This window comes from Cohnella nanjingensis (assembly GCF_014212125.1).
GTDB lineage: Bacteria > Bacillota > Bacilli > Paenibacillales > Paenibacillaceae > Cohnella > Cohnella nanjingensis.
This window is the reverse complement of record NZ_JACJVP010000011.1, coordinates 193,549-213,389: the sequence shown is the minus strand read 5'-3', so window position 1 is coordinate 213,389 and position 19,841 is coordinate 193,549. Positions and strand designations below refer to the sequence as shown.

The 19,841-nt window shown below is 52.4% G+C and carries 17 protein-coding genes; 5 read left to right on the top strand and 12 right to left on the bottom strand.

Annotation, left to right across the window (positions count from 1 at the left end):
* Positions 1-2: 2 nt before the first annotated feature.
* A complete protein-coding gene (locus tag H7C19_RS08870; RefSeq protein ID WP_185142280.1) occupies positions 3-758 on the top strand; it encodes a DeoR/GlpR family DNA-binding transcription regulator in 756 nt (251 codons plus the stop codon).
* Here H7C19_RS08870 and H7C19_RS08865 read toward each other — a convergent pair.
* From H7C19_RS08865 to H7C19_RS08840, 6 genes are all read right to left on the bottom strand, one after another.
* On the bottom strand, positions 739-1,905 hold the full coding sequence (locus H7C19_RS08865; protein ID WP_185142279.1) for a mannitol-1-phosphate 5-dehydrogenase: 1,167 nt from the start codon (positions 1,903-1,905) through the stop codon (positions 739-741). The genes H7C19_RS08870 and H7C19_RS08865 overlap by 20 nt on opposite strands.
* A gap of 13 nt (positions 1,906-1,918) precedes the next feature.
* Positions 1,919-2,956, bottom strand: coding sequence for a zinc-binding dehydrogenase (locus tag H7C19_RS08860; protein ID WP_185142278.1), 1,038 nt, complete (start codon positions 2,954-2,956; stop codon positions 1,919-1,921).
* A gap of 4 nt (positions 2,957-2,960) precedes the next feature.
* Positions 2,961-3,839, bottom strand: a complete 879-nt coding sequence (locus tag H7C19_RS08855; protein WP_246469398.1) for an alpha/beta fold hydrolase — start codon at positions 3,837-3,839, stop codon at positions 2,961-2,963.
* On the bottom strand, positions 3,805-4,674 hold the full coding sequence (locus tag H7C19_RS08850; protein ID WP_185142276.1) for a sugar phosphate isomerase/epimerase family protein: 870 nt from the start codon (positions 4,672-4,674) through the stop codon (positions 3,805-3,807). Before H7C19_RS08850 ends, H7C19_RS08855 begins: the two co-directional genes overlap by 35 nt.
* A 268-nt stretch (positions 4,675-4,942) precedes the next feature.
* A complete protein-coding gene (locus tag H7C19_RS08845; RefSeq protein WP_221469120.1) occupies positions 4,943-5,755 on the bottom strand; it encodes a pyruvate, water dikinase regulatory protein in 813 nt (270 codons plus the stop codon).
* Between the two features lie 574 nt (positions 5,756-6,329).
* Positions 6,330-6,602: a transposase gene (locus H7C19_RS08840; RefSeq protein ID WP_185142275.1), complete on the bottom strand. Its 273-nt coding sequence runs from the start codon at positions 6,600-6,602 to the stop codon at positions 6,330-6,332.
* A gap of 607 nt (positions 6,603-7,209) precedes the next feature.
* Here H7C19_RS08840 and H7C19_RS08835 point away from each other — a divergent pair.
* Positions 7,210-10,236 carry a hypothetical protein gene (locus H7C19_RS08835; protein ID WP_185142274.1) on the top strand — a complete coding sequence of 1,009 codons (3,027 nt, stop codon included), beginning with the start codon at positions 7,210-7,212 and terminating at the stop codon, positions 10,234-10,236.
* A 335-nt stretch (positions 10,237-10,571) separates the two neighbouring features.
* Here H7C19_RS08835 and H7C19_RS08830 read toward each other — a convergent pair whose 3' ends face one another.
* Both H7C19_RS08830 and H7C19_RS08825 read right to left on the bottom strand, forming a co-directional pair.
* Positions 10,572-10,874, bottom strand: a complete 303-nt coding sequence (locus H7C19_RS08830) for a hypothetical protein (RefSeq protein ID WP_185142273.1) — start codon at positions 10,872-10,874, stop codon at positions 10,572-10,574.
* 57 nt (positions 10,875-10,931) lie between these two features.
* Positions 10,932-13,337, bottom strand: coding sequence for a GH36 C-terminal domain-containing protein (locus tag H7C19_RS08825; protein ID WP_185142272.1), 2,406 nt, complete (start codon positions 13,335-13,337; stop codon positions 10,932-10,934).
* Between the two features lie 189 nt (positions 13,338-13,526).
* On the opposite strand from H7C19_RS08825, the gene H7C19_RS08820 reads away from it, so the two are divergent.
* A complete protein-coding gene (locus tag H7C19_RS08820) occupies positions 13,527-14,216 on the top strand; it encodes a GntR family transcriptional regulator (protein WP_185142271.1) in 690 nt (229 codons plus the stop codon).
* Positions 14,217-14,279: 63 nt separating this feature from the next.
* Here H7C19_RS08820 and H7C19_RS08815 read toward each other — a convergent pair whose 3' ends face one another.
* From H7C19_RS08815 to H7C19_RS08800, 4 genes are read right to left on the bottom strand one after another with little or no spacing between them, the layout of a single operon-like run.
* Entirely contained in the window at positions 14,280-15,074 is a 795-nt protein-coding gene (locus H7C19_RS08815; protein ID WP_185142270.1) for an SDR family NAD(P)-dependent oxidoreductase, read from the bottom strand.
* Between the two features lie 27 nt (positions 15,075-15,101).
* The gene (locus H7C19_RS08810) at positions 15,102-16,049 is read right to left on the bottom strand and encodes a hypothetical protein (RefSeq protein ID WP_185142269.1); all 948 of its coding nucleotides are present in this window, start codon (positions 16,047-16,049) and stop codon (positions 15,102-15,104) included.
* Positions 16,050-16,078: 29 nt separating this feature from the next.
* Positions 16,079-17,038: an alpha/beta fold hydrolase gene (locus H7C19_RS08805; protein WP_185142268.1), complete on the bottom strand. Its 960-nt coding sequence runs from the start codon at positions 17,036-17,038 to the stop codon at positions 16,079-16,081.
* A gap of 40 nt (positions 17,039-17,078) precedes the next feature.
* The gene (locus tag H7C19_RS08800) at positions 17,079-17,930 is read right to left on the bottom strand and encodes a dihydrodipicolinate synthase family protein (RefSeq protein ID WP_185142267.1); all 852 of its coding nucleotides are present in this window, start codon (positions 17,928-17,930) and stop codon (positions 17,079-17,081) included.
* Positions 17,931-18,149: 219 nt separating this feature from the next.
* Between H7C19_RS08800 and H7C19_RS08795 the strand changes: the two genes are divergently transcribed.
* Complete coding sequence (locus H7C19_RS08795) at positions 18,150-18,938, top strand: MBL fold metallo-hydrolase (RefSeq protein WP_185142266.1); 789 nt, start codon at positions 18,150-18,152, stop codon at positions 18,936-18,938.
* A 69-nt stretch (positions 18,939-19,007) separates the two neighbouring features.
* A complete protein-coding gene (locus tag H7C19_RS08790; RefSeq protein ID WP_185142265.1) occupies positions 19,008-19,769 on the top strand; it encodes an SDR family NAD(P)-dependent oxidoreductase in 762 nt (253 codons plus the stop codon).
* Positions 19,770-19,841: the final 72 nt, after the last annotated feature.

The window sequence follows — 19,841 nt, the reverse complement described above, 5'->3', positions numbered from 1 at the left end:
GAATGCTGAAGGAAGAACGGCAGCAGTTAATCTTGAATTTACTGAACCAACAGGGTAAATTAGTAGCTACCGAACTTAGCCAAACCTTACACGTATCCGAGGATACCATCCGCAGAGATTTACGTGAAATGGATGCTGTGGGCATGATCCATCGCGTTCATGGAGGCGCGCTGCCTAAATCGCCGCCTGCCGTCCATTACGTGGATAGACAAAATCTTGCGGTAGAAACCAAGGAACGTTTGGCGAATCAAGCGGCGGCTCTCGTTCGGAACGGACAAGTCATCCTGATGGACGGCGGCACCACGACGCTAAAGCTGGCCGAGCGACTTCCCAAAAGCCTTATGGCGACGGTGGTTACGAACAGCCCACCCGTAGCGATCGCCCTTGCCGGGCATCCAAAGGTAGAGGTGATTCTAATTGGTGGACAACTGTACAAGGATTCATTGGTTAATATTGGCACCGCGGCCGTAGAGACGCTGAACCGCATTCGCGCGGACGTTTGTTTTCTCGGAATCTATTCGCTTCATCCCGAAATTGGGATCAGTGTCCCCTATATCGAAGAAACCTACGTCAAAAGACAAATGATCTCCATTTCCTCCGAAGTGGTCGCCCTGGCGACTTCCGACAAATTGGGAACCTCTTCATCCTTTATCGTTGCCCCTACCCATTCGCTTACCTATTTGGTTACGGAAAAGGACATTTCCGAAGAAATTCTCGCACCTTACAACCAACTCGGCATCACCGTGCTGCAGGCTTAATTCGGTTATCTGCACGAAAGGCCTTCAGCACGAGCTGATAAAGCCGAGCCGATCGATCCAGCCCGCATGTCTTTTGCAGCACCTCCTCTATACCGTCCTCTTCAAGCATGCGTTGCAGCATGATGGACTGTTGATCTGCCGGATTACGGTAGAAAAGGGCTGACAATATCCCTTTTATAATAAATACAGGTTCTATATTATGTTCGAGACAGTTACAAGCCGGTCCAATGAACCTCTCGTTCGCGCCCAATTTTCGAAGCGGCTCTTGGGCCACCCTCGAAATCGGGTCTTCTAGCCGCGGATCCGAAAATCTTCGCAGCATCGTTGCGACATAGAGAGCATATTCCTCCCGCGACATGCCGTATTCCGCGCACCACGCTTCGCCGCATTCGGTAAGCGCCATGAATACGGTTTGAAAAATTTCTTCATCGTATGCCGCTTCGAATACATAGCGGTATCCCTTCTCGAAGCCTAAGTAAGCCAACATGGCGTGTCCGGACAATGTGTACATTTTCCGCTTGATGTAGGCTTCCGGCCGGTTGGTGAGTTTGATCTCCCGGATTTTGCTCAAATCCCCTTTGACCTTCTCCCGATCCACAATCCACTCCATGTATTGTTCGACTTTAACCCCTAGCGGATTATCTGCGTCTTCGGAAATCGGCAATACCATCCTGGACACTTCTGCATCGGGAAATCCGATATATCGGTCGCAAAACTCGAGTTCATTTTCGGATAGCTTTTTCTTTACCTCCTGGAATAATACCGAGCTTCCAAACGCCATGTTCTCGCAAGCGATGATGGAGACCGGTTTCGTTATCCGTTCGGCATATCTTCGTTTGATCCCCTGAGCTATGAAGTCCGCCGTCTTCGGCAAGACTGCCGGACCTACCGCCGTAGTGACGATATCCGCTTGCGAGAAAGCCTGAATGCTTGCCGGATCATGCGGCAAGTGTCCCCGGATCCTCTCGATTAAAATCTCCTTTTGACTGGCGCCAAGAACAACAACAGTGTACTGTTTGAAGTCGTTGATTTGACGGATCAATGGTTCCGAAACGTCAACGAAAGTCAATTGATATCCCGCTTCGTATAAAACCTGACCGATAAAACCCCGCCCGATCTTTCCGCCACCAATGACAAGCGCATTCATTTTGCCGACTCACCTACCAGTTTCGAATATAAATTTTCAGTCCTTCGCCATTAATCGACATATTAATTCCATCAACGAGATTATCTAAGGGAAGCGTATGCGTAATAATCCCGGAGGTTCGAATGCCTCCGGTTGCCAATACGTTCAATGCTTGTTCGATCTGGTGTGCGGTGGATGAAGCGCATCCGAATACGCTCAGTTCTTTATAGTGAATCAAACGGTTGTCAAGCTTCAGGTCCGATTTTCCGACGCCGAGACTGCCGAACAAGCTTATTTTCCCTCTGTATGCCAATGTGTGCAATGCCTGTTCTTGGACGGATTGCACCGGAGCGGTTACGATGCATACATCGACGCCTCGGTTATGGGTTAATTTCATCGTCTCCTCGACCAGATCCCCGTTTTGCGTATCGATATATCCGCGGTAGCCGAATTGACGGGCGAGTTGAAGGCGCCGTTCCGACCGTTGGGCGACGATCACCTGCGCGCCTTTTAGCCGGGCAAGCTCAGCCTGGAGAATACCCGTGGGTCCCGCTCCGATCACGAGAACGGTTTGGCCGGGTTCGATGTTGAGGAAATTCTGGCTGTTAATAACGCAAGCCAATGGCTCGGCTAGACAGACTTCTTCATGGGTGAGATGATCCGGTACTTTAACGACGTTACCCAGCTCCACCGCTTTGGCGGGGATGGCGATATACTGGGCGAAAGTGCCGGGATGCTCCCAACTGATCGCCGTGATATTTTCGCATAGATTATATATGCCCCTTTTGCACATTCCGCAGCTTCCGCAAGGAATAGAAGTTTGGATAGTTACCCGGTCGCCAACCTTGAGCGGGCTGTCTCCGGCCTTGATCTCTACGATTTGCCCGCAGCTTTCGTGGCCGATTATTTGGGGAGGAACGATCTTGGGATGCCCGTTGCGATAGATTTTGGCATCCGATCCGCATATCGTGCTCCCGAATAATTTTACCAGTGCGCCACCCTCTGGACAGAGCGGAATATCTCTTGTTTCTATGGTCATTTTCCCGGGACCGTGGAATATGGCTGCTTTCATGATGCTAATCCTCCTTCGATTCCTTATTCGGATTCATTTGGTTCAACCGAGAAGAGAAATCCTGCAATTGACGGTAGAGGAAAACTTCCACATGTTTCTGGGTATCCGATTTGTACCGTTCCTCGCTAACGCTTTTGGAAGTGATCTCCTTCAATTCGGCATGCGGAAGGTAATTTGAATAATATTCACCATACGCATAAGCGTGAACCGGATCTTGGCGGTTAGCCAGGATCAAAGTAGGGACGCGAGTCTGCGAAGACCAAGTTTCCGGCGAAGGATTTGGGATATCCGCCGGCAAATAGAGATACTTGACGAAGGTATTTTTGGCGAATTCATGTTCAAAGCAGCCAAGGATCGATCGGGCGGCAGCCGGATAAGCTGCCGCTAACTGTTGGTAAACTCCCGATTGCTCGAAGACCTCCTTTCCCCATTTCGCACCGCATTCAGCAAGCAGCTTGGCGACATATAAGTACATTTGGCGATTTTCAGTCGGCATGGATCCGTCAAGCCATGCGGGCCGGGAAATAATCAGACCGCTCACGCGTTCGGGAAACCTTCTCGCAATATTCAGGGCTACAGCGGAGCCCATTGAGATTCCGCCAATTACGGCTTTCCCGATGTTCAGATGGTCCATAAGCGCGATTACGTCGCGGGCAAAAACACGAAAACGGATTTTACGCTTGACGCCAAGTGGTGTATCCCCGTGACCTCTGAAATCGATGGAGAGGAATCGGATTCCGGATGAACGCGGTAAAAGTTCTGCCGTTTGTTTCAGACTGCCTCCCAATCCGTGGAGAAAAACGAACGGGAGCCCTTCTCCTTGATCGAAATAGTGAAAAGCAATACCGTCATGGTTCAAATAAGGCAATTTCCTCACCGCCATTGCCACGAAATTCCATCTTCCGTTTCAGAAACCTGACGCTTTCCTCCACCTGATTTTCCTGCAATCCGTGTAAGATCATCGGCCCATGAAAATGGCAGGCCTTAAGAAGATCCAGATAATGATCGTAGTCGAGAAGGCCCTTACCGGCCGCGACGAACTCGGTGTCCGAAACTCCGCCGACGTCCTTGGCATGCGCAATGACGATCTGTTCCCCCAAAAGCAGAAATGCCTCTTCCAGCACGCGATTCATCGGTTTGCTATTTTCCGGGTCAAATAAATTGGCGGCGTCCATCACGATTCTGAGATGCTTGGATTGCATCTCTCGCAGCAGGGTGTTCGCCTTCGGGGCATCGCTCACGATATTGGAGCGTTCCGGTTCCAGAGCAAGCGTGATATCGAATTCCTCGGCGATTTTCAGCGCCTCGGCCATGGTGCCTGCCATATCTCTCCAAGCGTGATTCGAACGGTTATCCTGATGATAAAGCCACATGTTCTCGGTGTTCCGCGTCCCCGTGCAAAGCGTAATGATGGAAGTTCCGACAACCCGACACGCCGATGCCAACACCCTAAGACGTTTTAATCCCTCCGTTCGATGGCCTTCTTCCGGATGAGCCATGTTGAAGGTTCCGGAAATCGCGGCCATTGAGATATTTCTATCTTTCAATTTTCGGCCAATGGAAAGCGCAAGGTCGGGCTGCAACCGATCAGGCATGGAGGGCATTCCAGCGCATGCCAGATTGAATTGTACAATATGAATGCCATAACTCTTCACCGCATCCAGTACTTCATCAACAGATGGACGTGAGAAGGTTTTAGCGAATATGGCGAGCTGCATGATCATCCCCCTTAGTGCACGTATATGCATGTTTATTCGCCCATGATTCGATATTAAGATACTTTTCAAGGCATTGTCAAGAATAAAGATGCAATTACGATTATCAACAAGCATTTTGTAATCTTTACTCTCTCTGCTTCTATGTAAAATAAAAGCAGGCAACCCGATCGGGCTGCCTGAGAATTAAACTGAAATGGCCGAGTTAGTGCGGCGCAAAAAGTACATCCACGGATTGAATGTAAACTCGACCTTCTCCACTTCCGGATGCTTATTGCCTATTGAGATCCAGTGCCGCCAAAATCATACCGGCCGTCTCTTCGATGGCACGTTCCGTCACGTCGATGACTAGACAATCAAGTTGTCGGAATATTGTGTGTGCATATTCAAGTTCTTCCTCCACACGCATTAATGAAGAATAAATAACGTCAAAAGGTAGGCCCATCGCCTTCAAGCGCTCAGTTCGGATTTTAACCAAGCTCTCTGGCGTGATCGTCAATCCGATCAGTTTGCTGTCCATCATTTGAAATAAAGATTGCGGCGGTTTAACTTCGGGAACAAGCGGATAATTTGCTACTTTGTATCCTTTGTGGGCCAAAAAGATGCTCAGCGGTGTCTTGGATGATCTGGATACGCCGAGCAGAATCAGATCGGCTTTCTCCCAAGAAGCAGCATCTTGCCCATCGTCGCATTTTACAGTATACTCAATCGCTTCCATCCTTTTGAAGTATTTCCTGTCCATCGTGTGAAGAAGACCGGGTTGATGTTTAGGTGAAGAGTTAAAGGTGCTCACAAAAGCTTCCATAATAGGCCCAAGAATATCGACGGCAAATACATTTAGTCGAACTGCTTCTTGACGGATCATCTCTCTCAATTCGGGAAGCACCAGTGTATATACAACAAAGCTGCCAATTCGTGCGGCCTCTTCCATAATTGTTCGGATCTCTTCTTCTGATTTGATATGTGACCAACGCTTTATGTTCGTGTGATCGGCATCAAATTGGCGAACCGTCGCTCGAACGACAGTCTCTGCAGTTTCCCCCACCGAATCAGAACAAATAAAAATCGTGTTTTGTTCGTTCAAAATGAAATCATCTCCTGTACGTTCTACCAATTAGCAAATCAAAAAATATCGTGCACAATATATAGCCCCCTAACTAAAAAAGACCGATCTCGAACCGCCAAACCGATTCTGCCTATTATTCCATTACTTTTGATTATTCCGATAGGCGCTGCCGCCTCCTCCATGTTTCTCCGTGTCACCCTTTAGTTGGCCGGAACTGCCTAATGAAGATTAAGCCCGGCGTGACGGACGACTGGTTGACTGTGGTCGCGATCTTAAACTCTCCAAAACGGTTAGCGCTTTCAATATCCACAAAAAGCGGTGATTTCACTCAATTTCGTTTACTGTTTTGTTTATATTGTTAACTATTATGTCGTCAAGATTACAATTATGTACGATTCTTGTCAACTCGTTTTTTTCCTTCAATTCTCCCAGACGATTCGCCCCGTAAAATAAAAAAGAGGTCAGGAACGACAGAGGCCACTGAATTACTTGCGTTTTTTCAAATGTCAGAAGCTGCGGCATTAAAAATACGACACCTAAACCGGTTTTTCCGGTGAAGATGTCGTATTTTTTGTATTTTCTATCAGTTACTTTAATCAGCTATCTTCAATATTCGCTTAAGATTTACCGCGAATAACGCCATCGCTCCTTGAAGCTGCATGCCTAATAAGCCCGAGGATTCGGCTACGTCGTACCCGTACCTGTGCTTGAGTTCGCTATTCTTGGCTTCTATTTTGTAGCGCTCCTTTGCTTTCTCCTTGAAGGACTCGCTTTCTTGGAACGCCATTTGTTCGGCATGCTCTCCAGACTTGATGCTCACGGAATAGGTTTTCCTTCTTTGCAGCAACCTTCTTTGAGAGGGCACCGTTTGCAATCTTTTTAATGAGCAGGTCCGGCAAGTTCAAGTTTTTCAAACGCAGAGCCGTGTAGGGGCTAAACGCAAATGAGATCCCTGGGGCTGGAACATGGGACTTCAACCCTTTCACCATAATGCTCTTATTATACAAGAAAAAGGTACAGCCTCCTGAAAAAAAGAGGAACTGTACCTTCTTTGCTTTGTGAACTTTTTCAGTGGCCTCGGAACGACGGTCCCGGCCTTTAATCGGAGTTCATAGAACAATCGTCTATTTTAGGAAAAAGTCCTTTACTTCCTTCCAGTTATTCACCTAACGTACCCAGTATCGTACACATTATGCAGAGCCGAATACAAGTCTGATTGGAAAACTACCAAAGATTAACTCGAAGTGCATGGCCATGAAGTAAACATAATAATATTATTGTTTACAAATTACCCCATAAAGTATACACTGCTTTTGAGACGCAAAAATTGGGAAGGGAGGATAGAAAACTTTATTATCCATAATGAAAGCGCTTTAATGTGTGAGGGAAAGAAGAATACCGGATTCAATCTTCGCTTATTGTTCCAGGATAGGTTTAAGGTGAACATTCAAATGAAAAAGGAGATGCTAATAATGAAGAAGAAAGCCATTCAATTCACCGTGTTGTTATCCATTTTTTTCGCAATGTTATTTCTGTTCGCTCATGCCGGTGAAGTTTATGCGGCTCCTAGCCAAGTGAATGACACTAATGGAGCCATCACCTATTCGGGCTCGTGGACTTATGATAATACAGTAGCATCCGGGTATTACAACAATGACCAGCACTATTCCAATACAAACGGAAACTATGCCCAATTTACGTTTACAGGCACCTCTATCCAATGGATCGGCCCGAAAAATTTTGACTGCGGCATCTCGGATGTTTACATCGATGGAATCAAGGTTGCATCGGTAGACATGTATTCGAGCACATTGCTCAAACAGCAAGTGCTTTACAGTATTAACACGCTGACCAACGCCAGCCACACCATCAAAATCGTGGTGACCAATACCAAGAACTCGTCATCCTCGGGATACTATTCATCCATTGACTCGTTTTCCTATGTTACTCTTACCACTACGACAACCGGAAATGACACCAATGGAGCCATCGCCTACTCGGGCTTGTGGACTTACGATAATACGGGAGCATCCGGGTATTTCAACAATGACCAGCACTACTCCAATACCAACGGGAACTACGCCCAGTTTACGTTTACCGGGACCTCCATCCAATGGATTGGTCCGAGACATAATGACTGCGGCATCTCGGACGTATACATCGACGGGGTTAAGGTTGCTTCGGTAGACATGTATTCGAGTACATGGGACAAACAGCAGGTGCTCTACGGCAACAATACGCTTTCAAACGCCAGCCATACTATCAAAATCGTTGTAACCAATACCAAGAACGCGTCATCCATCGGATATTATTCTTCCATTGACGCCTTCAAGTACGATACCCCGACACCCGGCTCCTGGATGACATCCATGGATTATAGCAATATCCAGGGATTAAATCAGTGGTATTATCAACAACAACTTATTGCCAGCCCCTATACTTATTCTAATATGTCGTATGTAAGCGGGGCCTGGAGAGGCGGTGGTGGGAACTGGATCAGCACCAACAGCGCGCATCCGGATAACAGCAATAATGCCGTTAGAACATGGGTGGCTCCTGTTACTGGGACCGTAAAGATAACGGGGCGGGTGTTCAAGATCGACACCAGCGGCGGCGATGGCGTCGTTGTAACCGTTGATAAGAACAGCACGCCATTATGGACCAGGACGATCAGCGCCGGGGACTGGCTCGGAGCTTTCATGGACGGCGCTCTTGACAGCGTATCTGTAGCGGCGGGAGATTATATTCACTTCATCGTAAATCGAAATACTGATTATGGAGCGGACGCGACAGGCTGGGATCCCACGATTACTTATATTGGTACGGCGCCGACAAACACCACTTACTACATCTCCGCCGCTGGTGACGACAGAAATTCAGGCACAGATTCCGCGCATCCCTGGAAGACCGTTGCTCCGCTTAATAATATCAATACCTTTGGAGCTGGCGTCCAGATCTTGTTCCACGGAGGCGATACGTTTACCGGTGGATTGAACCTCAGCATGGTGGGGACATCCGGTTCCCGCGATATCATCGGCACCTACGGTACAGGAAAGGCTACCCTGACGGACACGGCCCAGTCCATCACGGACATCATTCAACTGGTAAACTCCGAGTACGTCACAGTTCAAAATTTGAATCTTATCGCAACGCCGGGTACGAATTACGGTACCACAAGCTTTGCGCCTGTCAATTTGAGCGTGGGCTTAAGGATCTATTCCACACGAACAAGCGGTAGCAAATGGCGCTCCATCTACGTGGATAATTGTGAATTCAAAAATTCGCAATCCGGCGTTTGGTTCGACAGCCACCAGGGTCCGACCGTGGACGGATTCGATGATGTGAAAGTAACGAACTCGCTCTTTGACAGCGTTTATCTGCTCGGCGTCATTGTACACGGATATGATTCGTTTGGTCCGAACGGTCCGCTTAATCAGCACAGCAATGTGTATATAGGCAGCAACCAATTCAAACACATTTATGGTTATCACGATGGAATTGCCGCCGAGTCGCAACCGATCGAGATTACCAATACAACGGGCCTCACAATAGAGAAGAATCTTCTTGCCGACAACTGCGGCTATGGCGGATATAACCCGCTAGGCGGCTCAACAGGGATAGGCATAAGCCATACGAGAGATTTCAAGATCCAATATAATGAAATCTACGGCACCAAATCTTCAACCAATTATGACGGCAGCGCAATCGACGCGGATGTGGATTCGAAGAATGGAGAAATTGCCTTCAATCTGACCTATAACAATTACGGGCCTTCCATTCAATTGGGATCAAGCGCAGCCATAGGCACAACTACGAGCGATATCGCCATTCATCATAATATCAGTTACAACGATGTAAGAGGAAACCTTAGCACTTCCGTGCAGGGCGCTGTGCGTATTTGGGGGAACACAAACAATATTCAGCTGTTTAACAACACCATTTATGTAGATAAATCAGGCTCCCAAGGCACACCTTCCGTTATCAGCTTAGAAGTGGGCAATAATAAAAACTTAAAAGTATGGAACAACATTTTCAAGACCACATCCGGTGTTGCTATGATACGGCCAAACGGATCAACCGGAATGGAGTGGGACTACTTCGGCACACACATCGACAGCAGCAATCAGTTTATCGCCAATCTCTATGATAGCAGCGGTGGCACGTTGATTATCTCAACGGATGACACCCATGGAAGCTACACCAATGTGACCTCATTGTCTTCATGGCAAGGCTACGGCCAGGAGAAAATAGACGCAACAACGTACGGCGTGGTCGGCAGTGCCGGATTGACCTCTCTTACCGCACCAAGCGGCTACCTTCCGTCCCAGCAGGTCAGTGTATTCACGAATTTTGACCTAACTGCAGGTTCAGCTGCCCTTGGACAAGCCCATACGAATCCATGGTCGATCGTAACGCTCTCGGGAAGTATGTCCGTTCAGCAGAAAGACTATCATGGGAATACGGCATCCATCGTAGATATTGGTGCAGATACGTATTGATTCGATTATCTCGGTTACTGCTTAGGCATCCCAATTGAAGAATGCTTAAGCAGTAACTTTTTTCTGTATTGAGGTAAGCAGATCTATCCATAGCCTGACCAAGTAAATATGTACAATGCATTTGTAATGTCCCACATTGCCAGTCCAAACTACATATGCTCGAGTTATAGTATAAGCATTCTTTGATTAAGGTTACCTATTTCAAACAGGCCGCCATCGCCTCTTCCGGCGTAGGATCACGCGGCAATCGTTCGGACCGCTGCGGTCATAGGCGTACCATTCCGCATTTCGGTCCGTCAGCCATTGTTCAGCGGCTGCATCAAGTCCAAGCGTCGCTATGCGTACGCCGCTTCCAAGCAAAGCATCCGCGGGTTCGGACAGATGGAAAGAAAGCCGGCCGCCGGCAGGAGCGTCGCCTTGCTCCATATATGCGATGAACAGGTATGTTCCGGCTTCTTCCCGACGCCGTCCATGCCGTACCGTTCCCAATCGGCCTCCTGCAGAATGGCCGGAACCTCCGCCTGTTCGGCGATATCCCGCTTCGCTTCCGCGAACCACGCTTCATCTCTGCCCCGATTTTCGACGTCACGAGCAATTGACCAAGCGGCGTCCAGTACCTGACTTCCGTTCTTGGTCATTGTCCGTCTCAATTCCTTGACTGTGTATGGTTATATCTAGATTTTTTGCCTCGCAATCTAGTTAATCCACACGATTTCCGAATCATAGTCGTTCGACGCGCCGCTAATCGAGATGCCTGCGCCGCCTGCCATCAGCTGGGCACCCGTCATCGTCTTATTCAGAGACGGACGGTCCTCGAATGTAAGCGTATAGGTGGCGGACGGATCGAGCCCTTTCAGATAAATCGTCGGCGAACCCGTCACGTTGGAATTCGGCTTGAACAGAACGACGGAGCCTTTGTTCAAGCTTGTGTTAAAGAATTCAAGGCCGTCCCAGTTTGTACCGTCCGGCATCGGCAGCACGTGATATACGTCCGCGCCGCGAAGAATTGGACGCTGCTTCGTCTTGTACAGCGCAACGTGCGATTGGTACTGGGATTGGTGCGGGACGTTGGACGGACCGTCACTGCCGTACATCCAGGCGCCGAGGAAGCCGCTGCGGAACATGTACTTCGCCCAAGCGTTCGTATTCGTCGAGAAGTAGCCGTTGTCGTCCTTCATCTGCACGGAATTGATCATATAGGAGTTCGCATAGACGGCTTTGCGGTAGTTCAGAACGGAATCGTTGGAGCCGGCGCCGGAATCCTCGAGCGTCATGACCGTTTGCCGCTGAAGCAGGTCGAACGATTTTTTTGAGCCGCCGGCACTGCAGTTCTCCCAACGGAAGCTGGGCCGGTTCGCAATCATATAGTCGAGCACCTCGAGGAACCCCTCGTGGCTCAAGTAATCGTTCGTAGGCTCGGTTTCCATATCCGACCGCCAATAGTCGTAGTGCCAGTCGTCGTAGCGCGTCAGCAGCGCATGCTTCTGGGCGTCCCGCCCGGCTTGGGTCGACAAGTCCGCATGGTCGTAGCGGTTACCCATATACAGCGAAAGCTGGAGGCCGTTGTTGTGGGCGATCGTCCCCAGCGTCATCCCGTTCGGCCATTGATTAGGCGCCGGCGACCACGCCCAGCCGAAGAACGGATCCGTGTTGACGTCGGACGTCCACCACGCGTCCTCCTTCAGCAGCTCGACCCCCCAAGTGGACAGCGGGAAAGAACTCAGGAAGCTGGTAATGCTCGCCTCGTCATAGGCGTCCACGCTGAATTCGACGAGCGGCTCGTTCTCGTTGCTGCGCAGACTGGACGGCACTTTGTAATTCCAGAACCATTTTTTCATCTTATTGCTGCCGTCGTCCGTATCGCCCTTGTACGTGCCGTAGAACATGCCGGGAATGTTGAGCGTCCCGCCGTTCGCCACGGAGAACGACCCGGAATCGCCGAGATAGAAGCGGTTACGGCTCGCCTTCGCATCGGAGCCGGTCGTGTTGGAGATTCGGCCGAAGTCCCAGACGTATCCCATGTATAGGCCGTGCGCGCCGTTCACGTCGAGCATTTCGAACGGTAGCTGGTAATTGCTAGGGTTATAATCGTTGCCGATCGTCGTCCGCATGTTCGCGTTCGTACCGAGCAAGTCCTTGAACACGCCGGTGTCGAAGTTAGGGTCCCGTCCGTTGTTATAGCTGGAACGGTTGAACCGCCATATCGTCGCCGGACTGTCCGACACGGCGTTCAGCTCCGCGGAGACGATGTCCTGATGGTTGTAGGTAACGCTGCCGCCCGTATTGTTCGTCACCGCCGTGCTCATCTCGACCGGGCCGACGCCGGGCCGCGCCCGCCAGACTTGCGTCAGCGTCAAGTTCGGCGTCGTGCTCTGGAACGCGAGCGTCACCTTCATGCCGGAAGTCGTATCGACCGTCGCTCCCGTATACGTCCAGTTCGGATGGTAAGCCGTTTCGCTGACAGTCACTTTATCGAGCAGCGGAACAAGGGAAGCCGAAGGCGTCCAGTTCCATCCCTGCTCCGGATTCGACAGCCCGATGATGGCCGGTCGGCTATCGCGAACCGTCAACGTCAATGACGTGTCGTCCGTGCTAAGGGCCCATTCCGGCGCCGTGCTCACATAAGTCACCGTCGGATCCCACCCTGTTTCGTCGTAAGCCCAATCTCCGTTATTCCCCACGATAAAATAAAGCGCGTCGCCTGCCGTCACCGGCACGTTGCCAAGCTCGGCGTCGGTCCAATAACCCGCGGCATCGTTGTAGGCGACCGTTTTCTCCCATAGCACGTTCGAATTGCGAAGCACGCTGGCGACGATACCGTTGCCGCCTCCAGTGTCGATCTTGCGCACATTGCCTTTGATGCTGACGACGCCGGATTGCGGAGCGACCCATTTGCGGACCGCGTCGTAGCTGTTATCCGGATGCATGCTGCTTGGCTTAATCCAGTTGCCCGATCCGCTCCGCCACGCCCCGCCGGCAAACGTCAGGTTCGTATAGGCACCGCCGCCGATCGGCCGCTGCTGGTAATACCACTCGTTCGCGCCTTGTGTCGTTGTACTGTAGCCCGCAGAGGCTGTCCAAGAGCTTTCGTAGGTTATCATCGGATCCCACCCGTTTCGTCATATGAATAGTCCAAATATGGTTCACGATTTCGAGAAGAATTGTATGAGGAGACGTATTATTGTTAACACAATTTCTTATGAAGTTTCATTATCGCATTTTTGTTGTCAAGATAACGGCCGTTGTCTTATAATTTAAGAAATCGTTCAATAAGGAGACGAGAACTATCGATGTTAAAGAAGCTCCCTACCGACCCTTTCGCCCGGACCCAGCATACGAAGGATGTCATTCATAAATTGCGCATGGACATTCTGCTCGGAGTGTTTGAACCCGACTCCTACCTCGTCGAGAACCAGCTCGCGCAGGACCTCGGCGTCAGCCGCGGGCCAATCCGCACCGCCTTGCAAAATCTTGAGCAGGAAGGACTCGTCAAGTCGCTGCCGAATGGGCGCACGATCGTGACGGGCTTCTCCGTCAAAGCAGCCGAAGACATCTTCGACTTGCGGCTCATGCTCGAGAAGAGAGCGCTTGAGCTCATCATCGCCAACGAGATGGTCGACTACTTCCCGATTCTGTCCGTCGTCGACCAAATCCGCGAAATAAATAACGCCAACAAAATTGAAGACTTGACCGCAACGTTCTCGACCGTAGACATCCAGTTCCATCGCAGCATCATGATCATGAGCGAGAACCAGGCGATTCTTCAGGCGTGGAACTTGATGGCCAATACGCTGTATGCGGTGTTGACGATTTCGAACAATACGTTCTACACCGATTTTTTCGAATATTTCAAGACGCACAAGGCGCTGTCCGATCTGATCATTCAACGCAATCCGGCGGTCATTCAGACGATTACCGATCATATCAACGACGCCAAAGAGCTCGTCATCAAGAAGCTGAAAGATCGGCTAAAGAGCTAAGCGCCGCGTCTAGAAGCGGAATGCCTCCTTTAAGGGATTCCGCTTCTTCGTTGGTTAGGGCGATTAAGCGTCGTGCGAGATGGACGTATGGATTTCCGGAGCGTGATAAGCCGAATACCCTCCATCGACGTAAACGGACGTTCCGGTAATGTACTTGGCTTTGTCGGAAACAAGGAACACGACCGCGTCCGCGACGTCCTCGGGTGTGCCGAGCCTCCCTTGCGGCGTTCTTCTCACCATGTCTTCCCGGTTCAGAATGCCGTGATTAAAGGCGTAGTCGAGACCTTCGGTCAAAATATAACCGGGTACGATCGCGTTCATCCGAACGCCGTCCGCCGCCCATTCGCAGCCGATCGTGCGCGTGAAGCTGTTGATAGCCGCCTTCGCCGTCGCATACGGGCTCCTTCTCGGGATGCCGCCCAATCCGTGAATGGAGGAAATGTTGACGATGGCGCCGGACTTGCGCTTCAGCATCATTTTGCCGGCGGCTTGGGAGCAGAGAAACGTGCTCTTCAGGTTGATGTCGATCACTTCGTCCCACTCGTCCTCGGTAAATTCGATCATCGGCTTCCGAATCGTTCCCCCGACGTTATTGACGAGAATGTCCAGCCTGCCGTAAGCAGCTGCCACAGCCTCGAGCATCCGGTCGATGTCGACTTTGCGGACGACGTTCGCTTCGATCGCCATTCCGTCGCTCCCATTCTGCCGTATGCGATCGGCGACGTTCTCCGCGGCGGTCATGTCGATGTCCGCGATAACGACGATTGCGCCTTCCTCGGCGAGCGCGAACGCAATCGCTCGGCCGATGCCGTTCCCGCCGCCGGTGACGAGCGCCACTCTGTCCTCCAGCATTCGCATCCGCTTTCCATCCTTTCTCTGTCTCGATTATAAGTGCGGGCGAGTCGCGCCGAATCCAAGCGTCAGCCCGCCGTCGATTTCCTCGCTCAGCCGCAGATGCCAACGGTATTCTCCGTTCGCGGGCAAGACGCTGCTTTGCCCCGCCGCGATCGCGGCGTCCGGCCGATCCATCGCCCCCGTGCACATCTCGAAGGCGACGTTGCGGTAGCCCTTGAAGCTGCCGTTGTTCACCCAGATGCCGAGATAAGGAACCGTACCCGCGGAATATTCCAGAACAAGCGCCTCTCCCGAAGGATACCGATACGCGCAACGTCCGACGGGCACCCGATCGCGAAAATAAAACTTGTACGCCGCGCCTTCGGTGTCGTCGAGCACCGCCGGCCAATCCGCGGTTTGCCCATGCTTCGCATCGGTCGAGAACATCATCGCGACGTCCCGCTCCCCCGTGAACGGCGTTTCGATCGTACCGCCCGGCTCGGCTGCGATCATCGGATGGGCCGCCCACAAGAAGTGCATGTCGAAGCCGCTCAAATTTACGGCACGGTAGTCGATGCCGAGCGTCCGCTCGCCGACGAAGGCGATTCTCTTCTCCAGCCGGTACGGAAACCGCACGCCATGCACGAACATGAGCAACGCCTCTCCGCCATTTTCGATCCGCTGCTCCCACTTCAGCCCGCATACTTCGCCGTGATCGGGAATGACGACGCCTCGCCACGGAACATCCGGATAAGGGCACCGGTCGATCGTCGGGAACATGTCGTCGAAACCGCTGCATTCCGATGCGACGTAATCGCCGTCGTATTCGAGCGCGCGATAGCGCTCGTTGCCGGCTTGCACGAGAAATTCGCGGCGTGTCGCCTTGCTCGCGAAGGAAGCCATCTTGCCTCCGTAGTCAGGCAGAAATTGCGCGCTAAGCGCATCGTTCTCGATCGTAACGGCGTCGATGTCTTTATAGCAGGAACGGTAGATTTGCAAGCCTAGCCTCCTTTCCGTTTTGGCCGCGATTACAGGTCTGCCATGAACCCCACGATCAGATCGTGCATGTCCGGCAATCTTTCGTGCGCGAAATCCGGGTAGACGACCGTACGTTTGGGCGCGGTAATTTTGTTATACGCCGCGAACTGCGTCGAAGGCGGACATACCGTGTCCATCAGGCCGACGCCAAGCAGCACTTCCGCGCTAATCCGGGGCGCGAGGAACTGTACGTCGATATAGCCGAGCTTGGCGAAAATCTCGTCCTCCCTCTCATGGCGCGGATCGTGGTTGCGAAAGTAGTTGCTAAGCTCCCTGTAGGCGTCCTTCGCAAGGTCCATCTCCCATACCCGGCGATAATCGCACAGAAACGGATAGACGGGAGCGGCTTTCTTCAGTCTCGGCTCGAGCGCCGCGCAGGCGAGCGTCAGCCCTCCGCCCTGCGACCAACCGGTGACGCCGACGCGGTCGGGGTCGACTTCGGGCATGCCCATGACGATGCCGGCCAGCTGCGCTGCGTCGAGGAAGATGTGGCGGAACAGCAAATGGCCCGGCTCATCGTCCAGTCCGCGAATAATGTGGCCGTGATGCGTCGTCCCTTTAACCCCGCCAGGATCCTCGGAGAGGCCGCCTTGCCCGCGGCAATCCATCGCGACGACCGAATAGCCCATCGAGGCGAATGCCAGCTTCTCGCTCCAATCGCCGGAATTTTGGGCATATCCGTGCAGCAGGACGACCGCCGGATGCGGCGCAGGCGCGGCTTTCGGCCGGAGATACTTGGCATGGATTCTCGCGTTGCGGACTCCGGTGTAATACAGGTCGAAGCAATCGACGGCCGGATGCTTGAAATCGCTTTCGATCAATTCGACGGCCGGTTCGACCGACCTCATCTCGGCAAGTGCGCGCTCCCAGTAGTCGTCGAAGTCGACGGGACGCGGGCTGATGCCTCCGTACGTCTGCAATTCGCTTAATGGCATATCGATTAACGGCATGATGGAATCCCTCCCAATTAGGACATCTGCAATATGGCAGTTAGACTAGTTTGAACCGGAACCCGACTCTTTCGAATTCACCCTCGAAATAGTTCATGAGGTTGGAGAACACCGCATGAGGCTGTTGACGTCCGTAGGCCAAGTAAGCTTCTACGATTCGGGCGATGTCCGCTTGCAGCTCGTCGACGCGCGGCCAATTGCCCGCTTTCGCCGCCGCGACGAATTCGGCGTACAGCTGCGGATTCAAGTTCGTGAACGACAGAACAAGTCCCGTCGCCCCTTCCTTGAACGCGTCGGCGAGCAGCATCTCCTTGCCGATCAGCACATCGAACGCCTTTCCCTTCGTCCGCCGCAGCACGTCCAGGTGGTGCGCGAGATCGCCCGTCGAGTCCTTATAGCCGGCCACGTTCGGATGTTCGGCCATCTCCTCCAGAAATTCCGGACGCAAGCCGTAGCGCACGAACTCGGGAATGTTGTAATAGACGACGGGAAGCGGGGAACGTTCGGCTACATGCCGCAGTACGTCTTCGCTCTCTGCCGTCGTGTAGGACAAGTAGTACGGCCCGGTGACCACCGCGATATCCGCTCCGGCCAGCTTCAGCGACTCTGCGTTGTCCAACATCCGGAACAGGCCGCTGTCGCAAGCGCCTCCGTAGATCGTCGCCCGATCGCCGACCGCTTCCTTGACAGCCGAGCACGCTTCCGCGTTCTGCCGCGGCGAGAAATGCGAGAACCTTCCCGTCGTGCCGGCCACGAACAAGCCGTCCGCCCCATTGTCGACGAGCCAGCGCGCCAGCTTAGCCACGCCGTCGCAGTCGATGTCTCCGTCCGCTTGAAGCGGCACGGCGAGCGGAACGATAACCCCTTCCAATTTGCGATGTTTATCGGTCATCCGCCAAACCCTCTTTCTCGGAATCTATCTTCATTTTAACAACAGCGTGATTATTGTCAACAAATATTAATTATATGTTTACATTTATTTTTCTTGATCAACAAAAATTCGAGCCCTTTCTAATTTGTTTACACATAATTAATTTTGTTGACAGTATTACCGACACATCTTACAATAAAAATTATCAATCGGTTGCAAGCGCTATTAAAGGAGGGTGCCATGAGAACATCGATCGTGGAGCAATTGCGAACGAAAGAGCTTGCGAGGGGGCAGATGGCCATCTGTTCGCTCGGTCAAGCCGGGTTTATTCTGAAAGCCGACGACGGAACCTTCGCGATTATCGACCCTTACTTCTCCGACTATTGCGAGCAAACGATCGGCTATTCGTTCAAGAGGCTTATGCCCTGCCTAGTCGAACCCGAGGAGGTCGACGAGATCGGCTTGTCCGCCTACCTGATCACACATCCGCACGAAGATCATTTCGATCCGATCGGCATTCGAGCGATGCGCGACACGGCGTTCCCGTTCTTCGCCCCGTCTTCGGTCGTCAATCAGCTCGGCGAGCTGGGCATCGGCGGAGATCGTTGCCATCCGTTGCGCATCGGAGACGAAGCGTCCGCCGGCGGCTGGCGGTTCGAAGCCATCTTCGCCGATCACGGAGAGCTGGCCCCGGACGCCGTCGGCTTCATCATTCGCGCGAGCGGCCGAACGATCTGCCATATGGGCGACACATGCTTCAACGCTGAGGAATGGGCGAAACTGAACCGCCGATTCGACATCAACCTGCTTATCCTTCCGATCAACGGCAAGTTCGGCAACATGAACGAAGCGGAAGCCGCCGATACCGTCGCGCTCGTCGCGCCGAAGAAGGCCATTCCGTGCCATTTCTGGATGCTTCCCGGCAATTCTGGCGGCGACGTGCTCGAATTTCTGCGTTTAGCCGAAACTCGGGCGCCGGAGACGGACGTACTGCTGCTGACGCAAGGGGAAATTTACGTTCTGGAGTAAGGCGGCGCGAATATCGGCATCCGTTCGACTGCGCTTGCTCCCATCCATTCATGCAAAGGGGATAGTTTCATGCACGACCTTAACGGCAAAGTCGCGATCGTCACGGGAAGCGGCCGCGGCATCGGCAAGCGGATCGCATACCGCCTGGCCGAATGCGGCGCAAACGTCGTCGTCAATTATGCGAACAGCGAGCAGGGCGCCAGCGACATCGTCCGGGAGATCGCGAAGCTCGGACGCCAAGCCGTCGCGGTCAAAGCGGACGTGTCGAGCGTCGGGCAGATCGAAGACATGGTCGCCAAGACGGTCGAGCTCTTCGGCCGCGTGGACATTCTGGTCAACAACGCGGCGATCGATCCGATGATCGACTTCTTCGACGTGACGGAATCGTTCTGGGATCGCGTGCTCGACACCAACCTGAAAGGCGCTTTCTTCTGCTCCCAAGCGTGCGCCAGGGAGATGTTGAAGCTCGGCCGAGGCAAGATCATTAACATCAGCTCCGTTCACGGCAGCCTGACGATGCCGCGATATGCAGCGTACGCTTCTACTAAGGGCGGCATGAACGCGATGACAAGGCAGCTTGCTCTCGATCTGGCCAAGTACAACATTACCGTCAACGCGGTCGCCCCGGGCGCGACGGAAGTCGAGAAGTTCACCGAAGACCCGAACCACGACAAGGACGCGGTTGGCCGCCAAATTCCTCTCGGCCGGATCGGCTACCCGGAGGACGTCGCGCCGGTCGTCTCCTTCTTCGCCAGCGCAGACGCCGACTTCGTCACCGGCCAGATTCTGACCGTCGACGGCGGCTCCAGCACGCGATTTTTCCTTCAATAAAATAAGGAATAGAAAAGACTTTCGCATCCCGGCGTTCGCCTGGCCGGGTTGCGAAAGTCTTTTTTTGGACGT

Coding starts and splice junctions, on each gene's coding strand:
- H7C19_RS08805 (WP_185142268.1), bottom strand. CDS start 17,038: ATGCCGTTAATCGATATGCCATTAAGCGAATTGCAGACGTACGGAGGC.
- H7C19_RS08790 (WP_185142265.1), top strand. CDS start 19,008: ATGCACGACCTTAACGGCAAAGTCGCGATCGTCACGGGAAGCGGCCGC.
- H7C19_RS08865 (WP_185142279.1), bottom strand. CDS start 1,905: ATGAATGCGCTTGTCATTGGTGGCGGAAAGATCGGGCGGGGTTTTATC.
- H7C19_RS08815 (WP_185142270.1), bottom strand. CDS start 15,074: ATGCGAATGCTGGAGGACAGAGTGGCGCTCGTCACCGGCGGCGGGAAC.
- H7C19_RS08800 (WP_185142267.1), bottom strand. CDS start 17,930: ATGACCGATAAACATCGCAAATTGGAAGGGGTTATCGTTCCGCTCGCC.
- H7C19_RS08820 (WP_185142271.1), top strand. CDS start 13,527: ATGTTAAAGAAGCTCCCTACCGACCCTTTCGCCCGGACCCAGCATACG.
- H7C19_RS08835 (WP_185142274.1), top strand. CDS start 7,210: ATGAAGAAGAAAGCCATTCAATTCACCGTGTTGTTATCCATTTTTTTC.
- H7C19_RS08795 (WP_185142266.1), top strand. CDS start 18,150: ATGAGAACATCGATCGTGGAGCAATTGCGAACGAAAGAGCTTGCGAGG.
- H7C19_RS08860 (WP_185142278.1), bottom strand. CDS start 2,956: ATGAAAGCAGCCATATTCCACGGTCCCGGGAAAATGACCATAGAAACA.
- H7C19_RS08830 (WP_185142273.1), bottom strand. CDS start 10,874: ATGACCAAGAACGGAAGTCAGGTACTGGACGCCGCTTGGTCAATTGCT.
- H7C19_RS08850 (WP_185142276.1), bottom strand. CDS start 4,674: ATGCAGCTCGCCATATTCGCTAAAACCTTCTCACGTCCATCTGTTGAT.
- H7C19_RS08870 (WP_185142280.1), top strand. CDS start 3: ATGCTGAAGGAAGAACGGCAGCAGTTAATCTTGAATTTACTGAACCAA.
- H7C19_RS08825 (WP_185142272.1), bottom strand. CDS start 13,337: ATGATAACCTACGAAAGCTCTTGGACAGCCTCTGCGGGCTACAGTACA.
- H7C19_RS08855 (WP_246469398.1), bottom strand. CDS start 3,839: ATGGCGGTGAGGAAATTGCCTTATTTGAACCATGACGGTATTGCTTTT.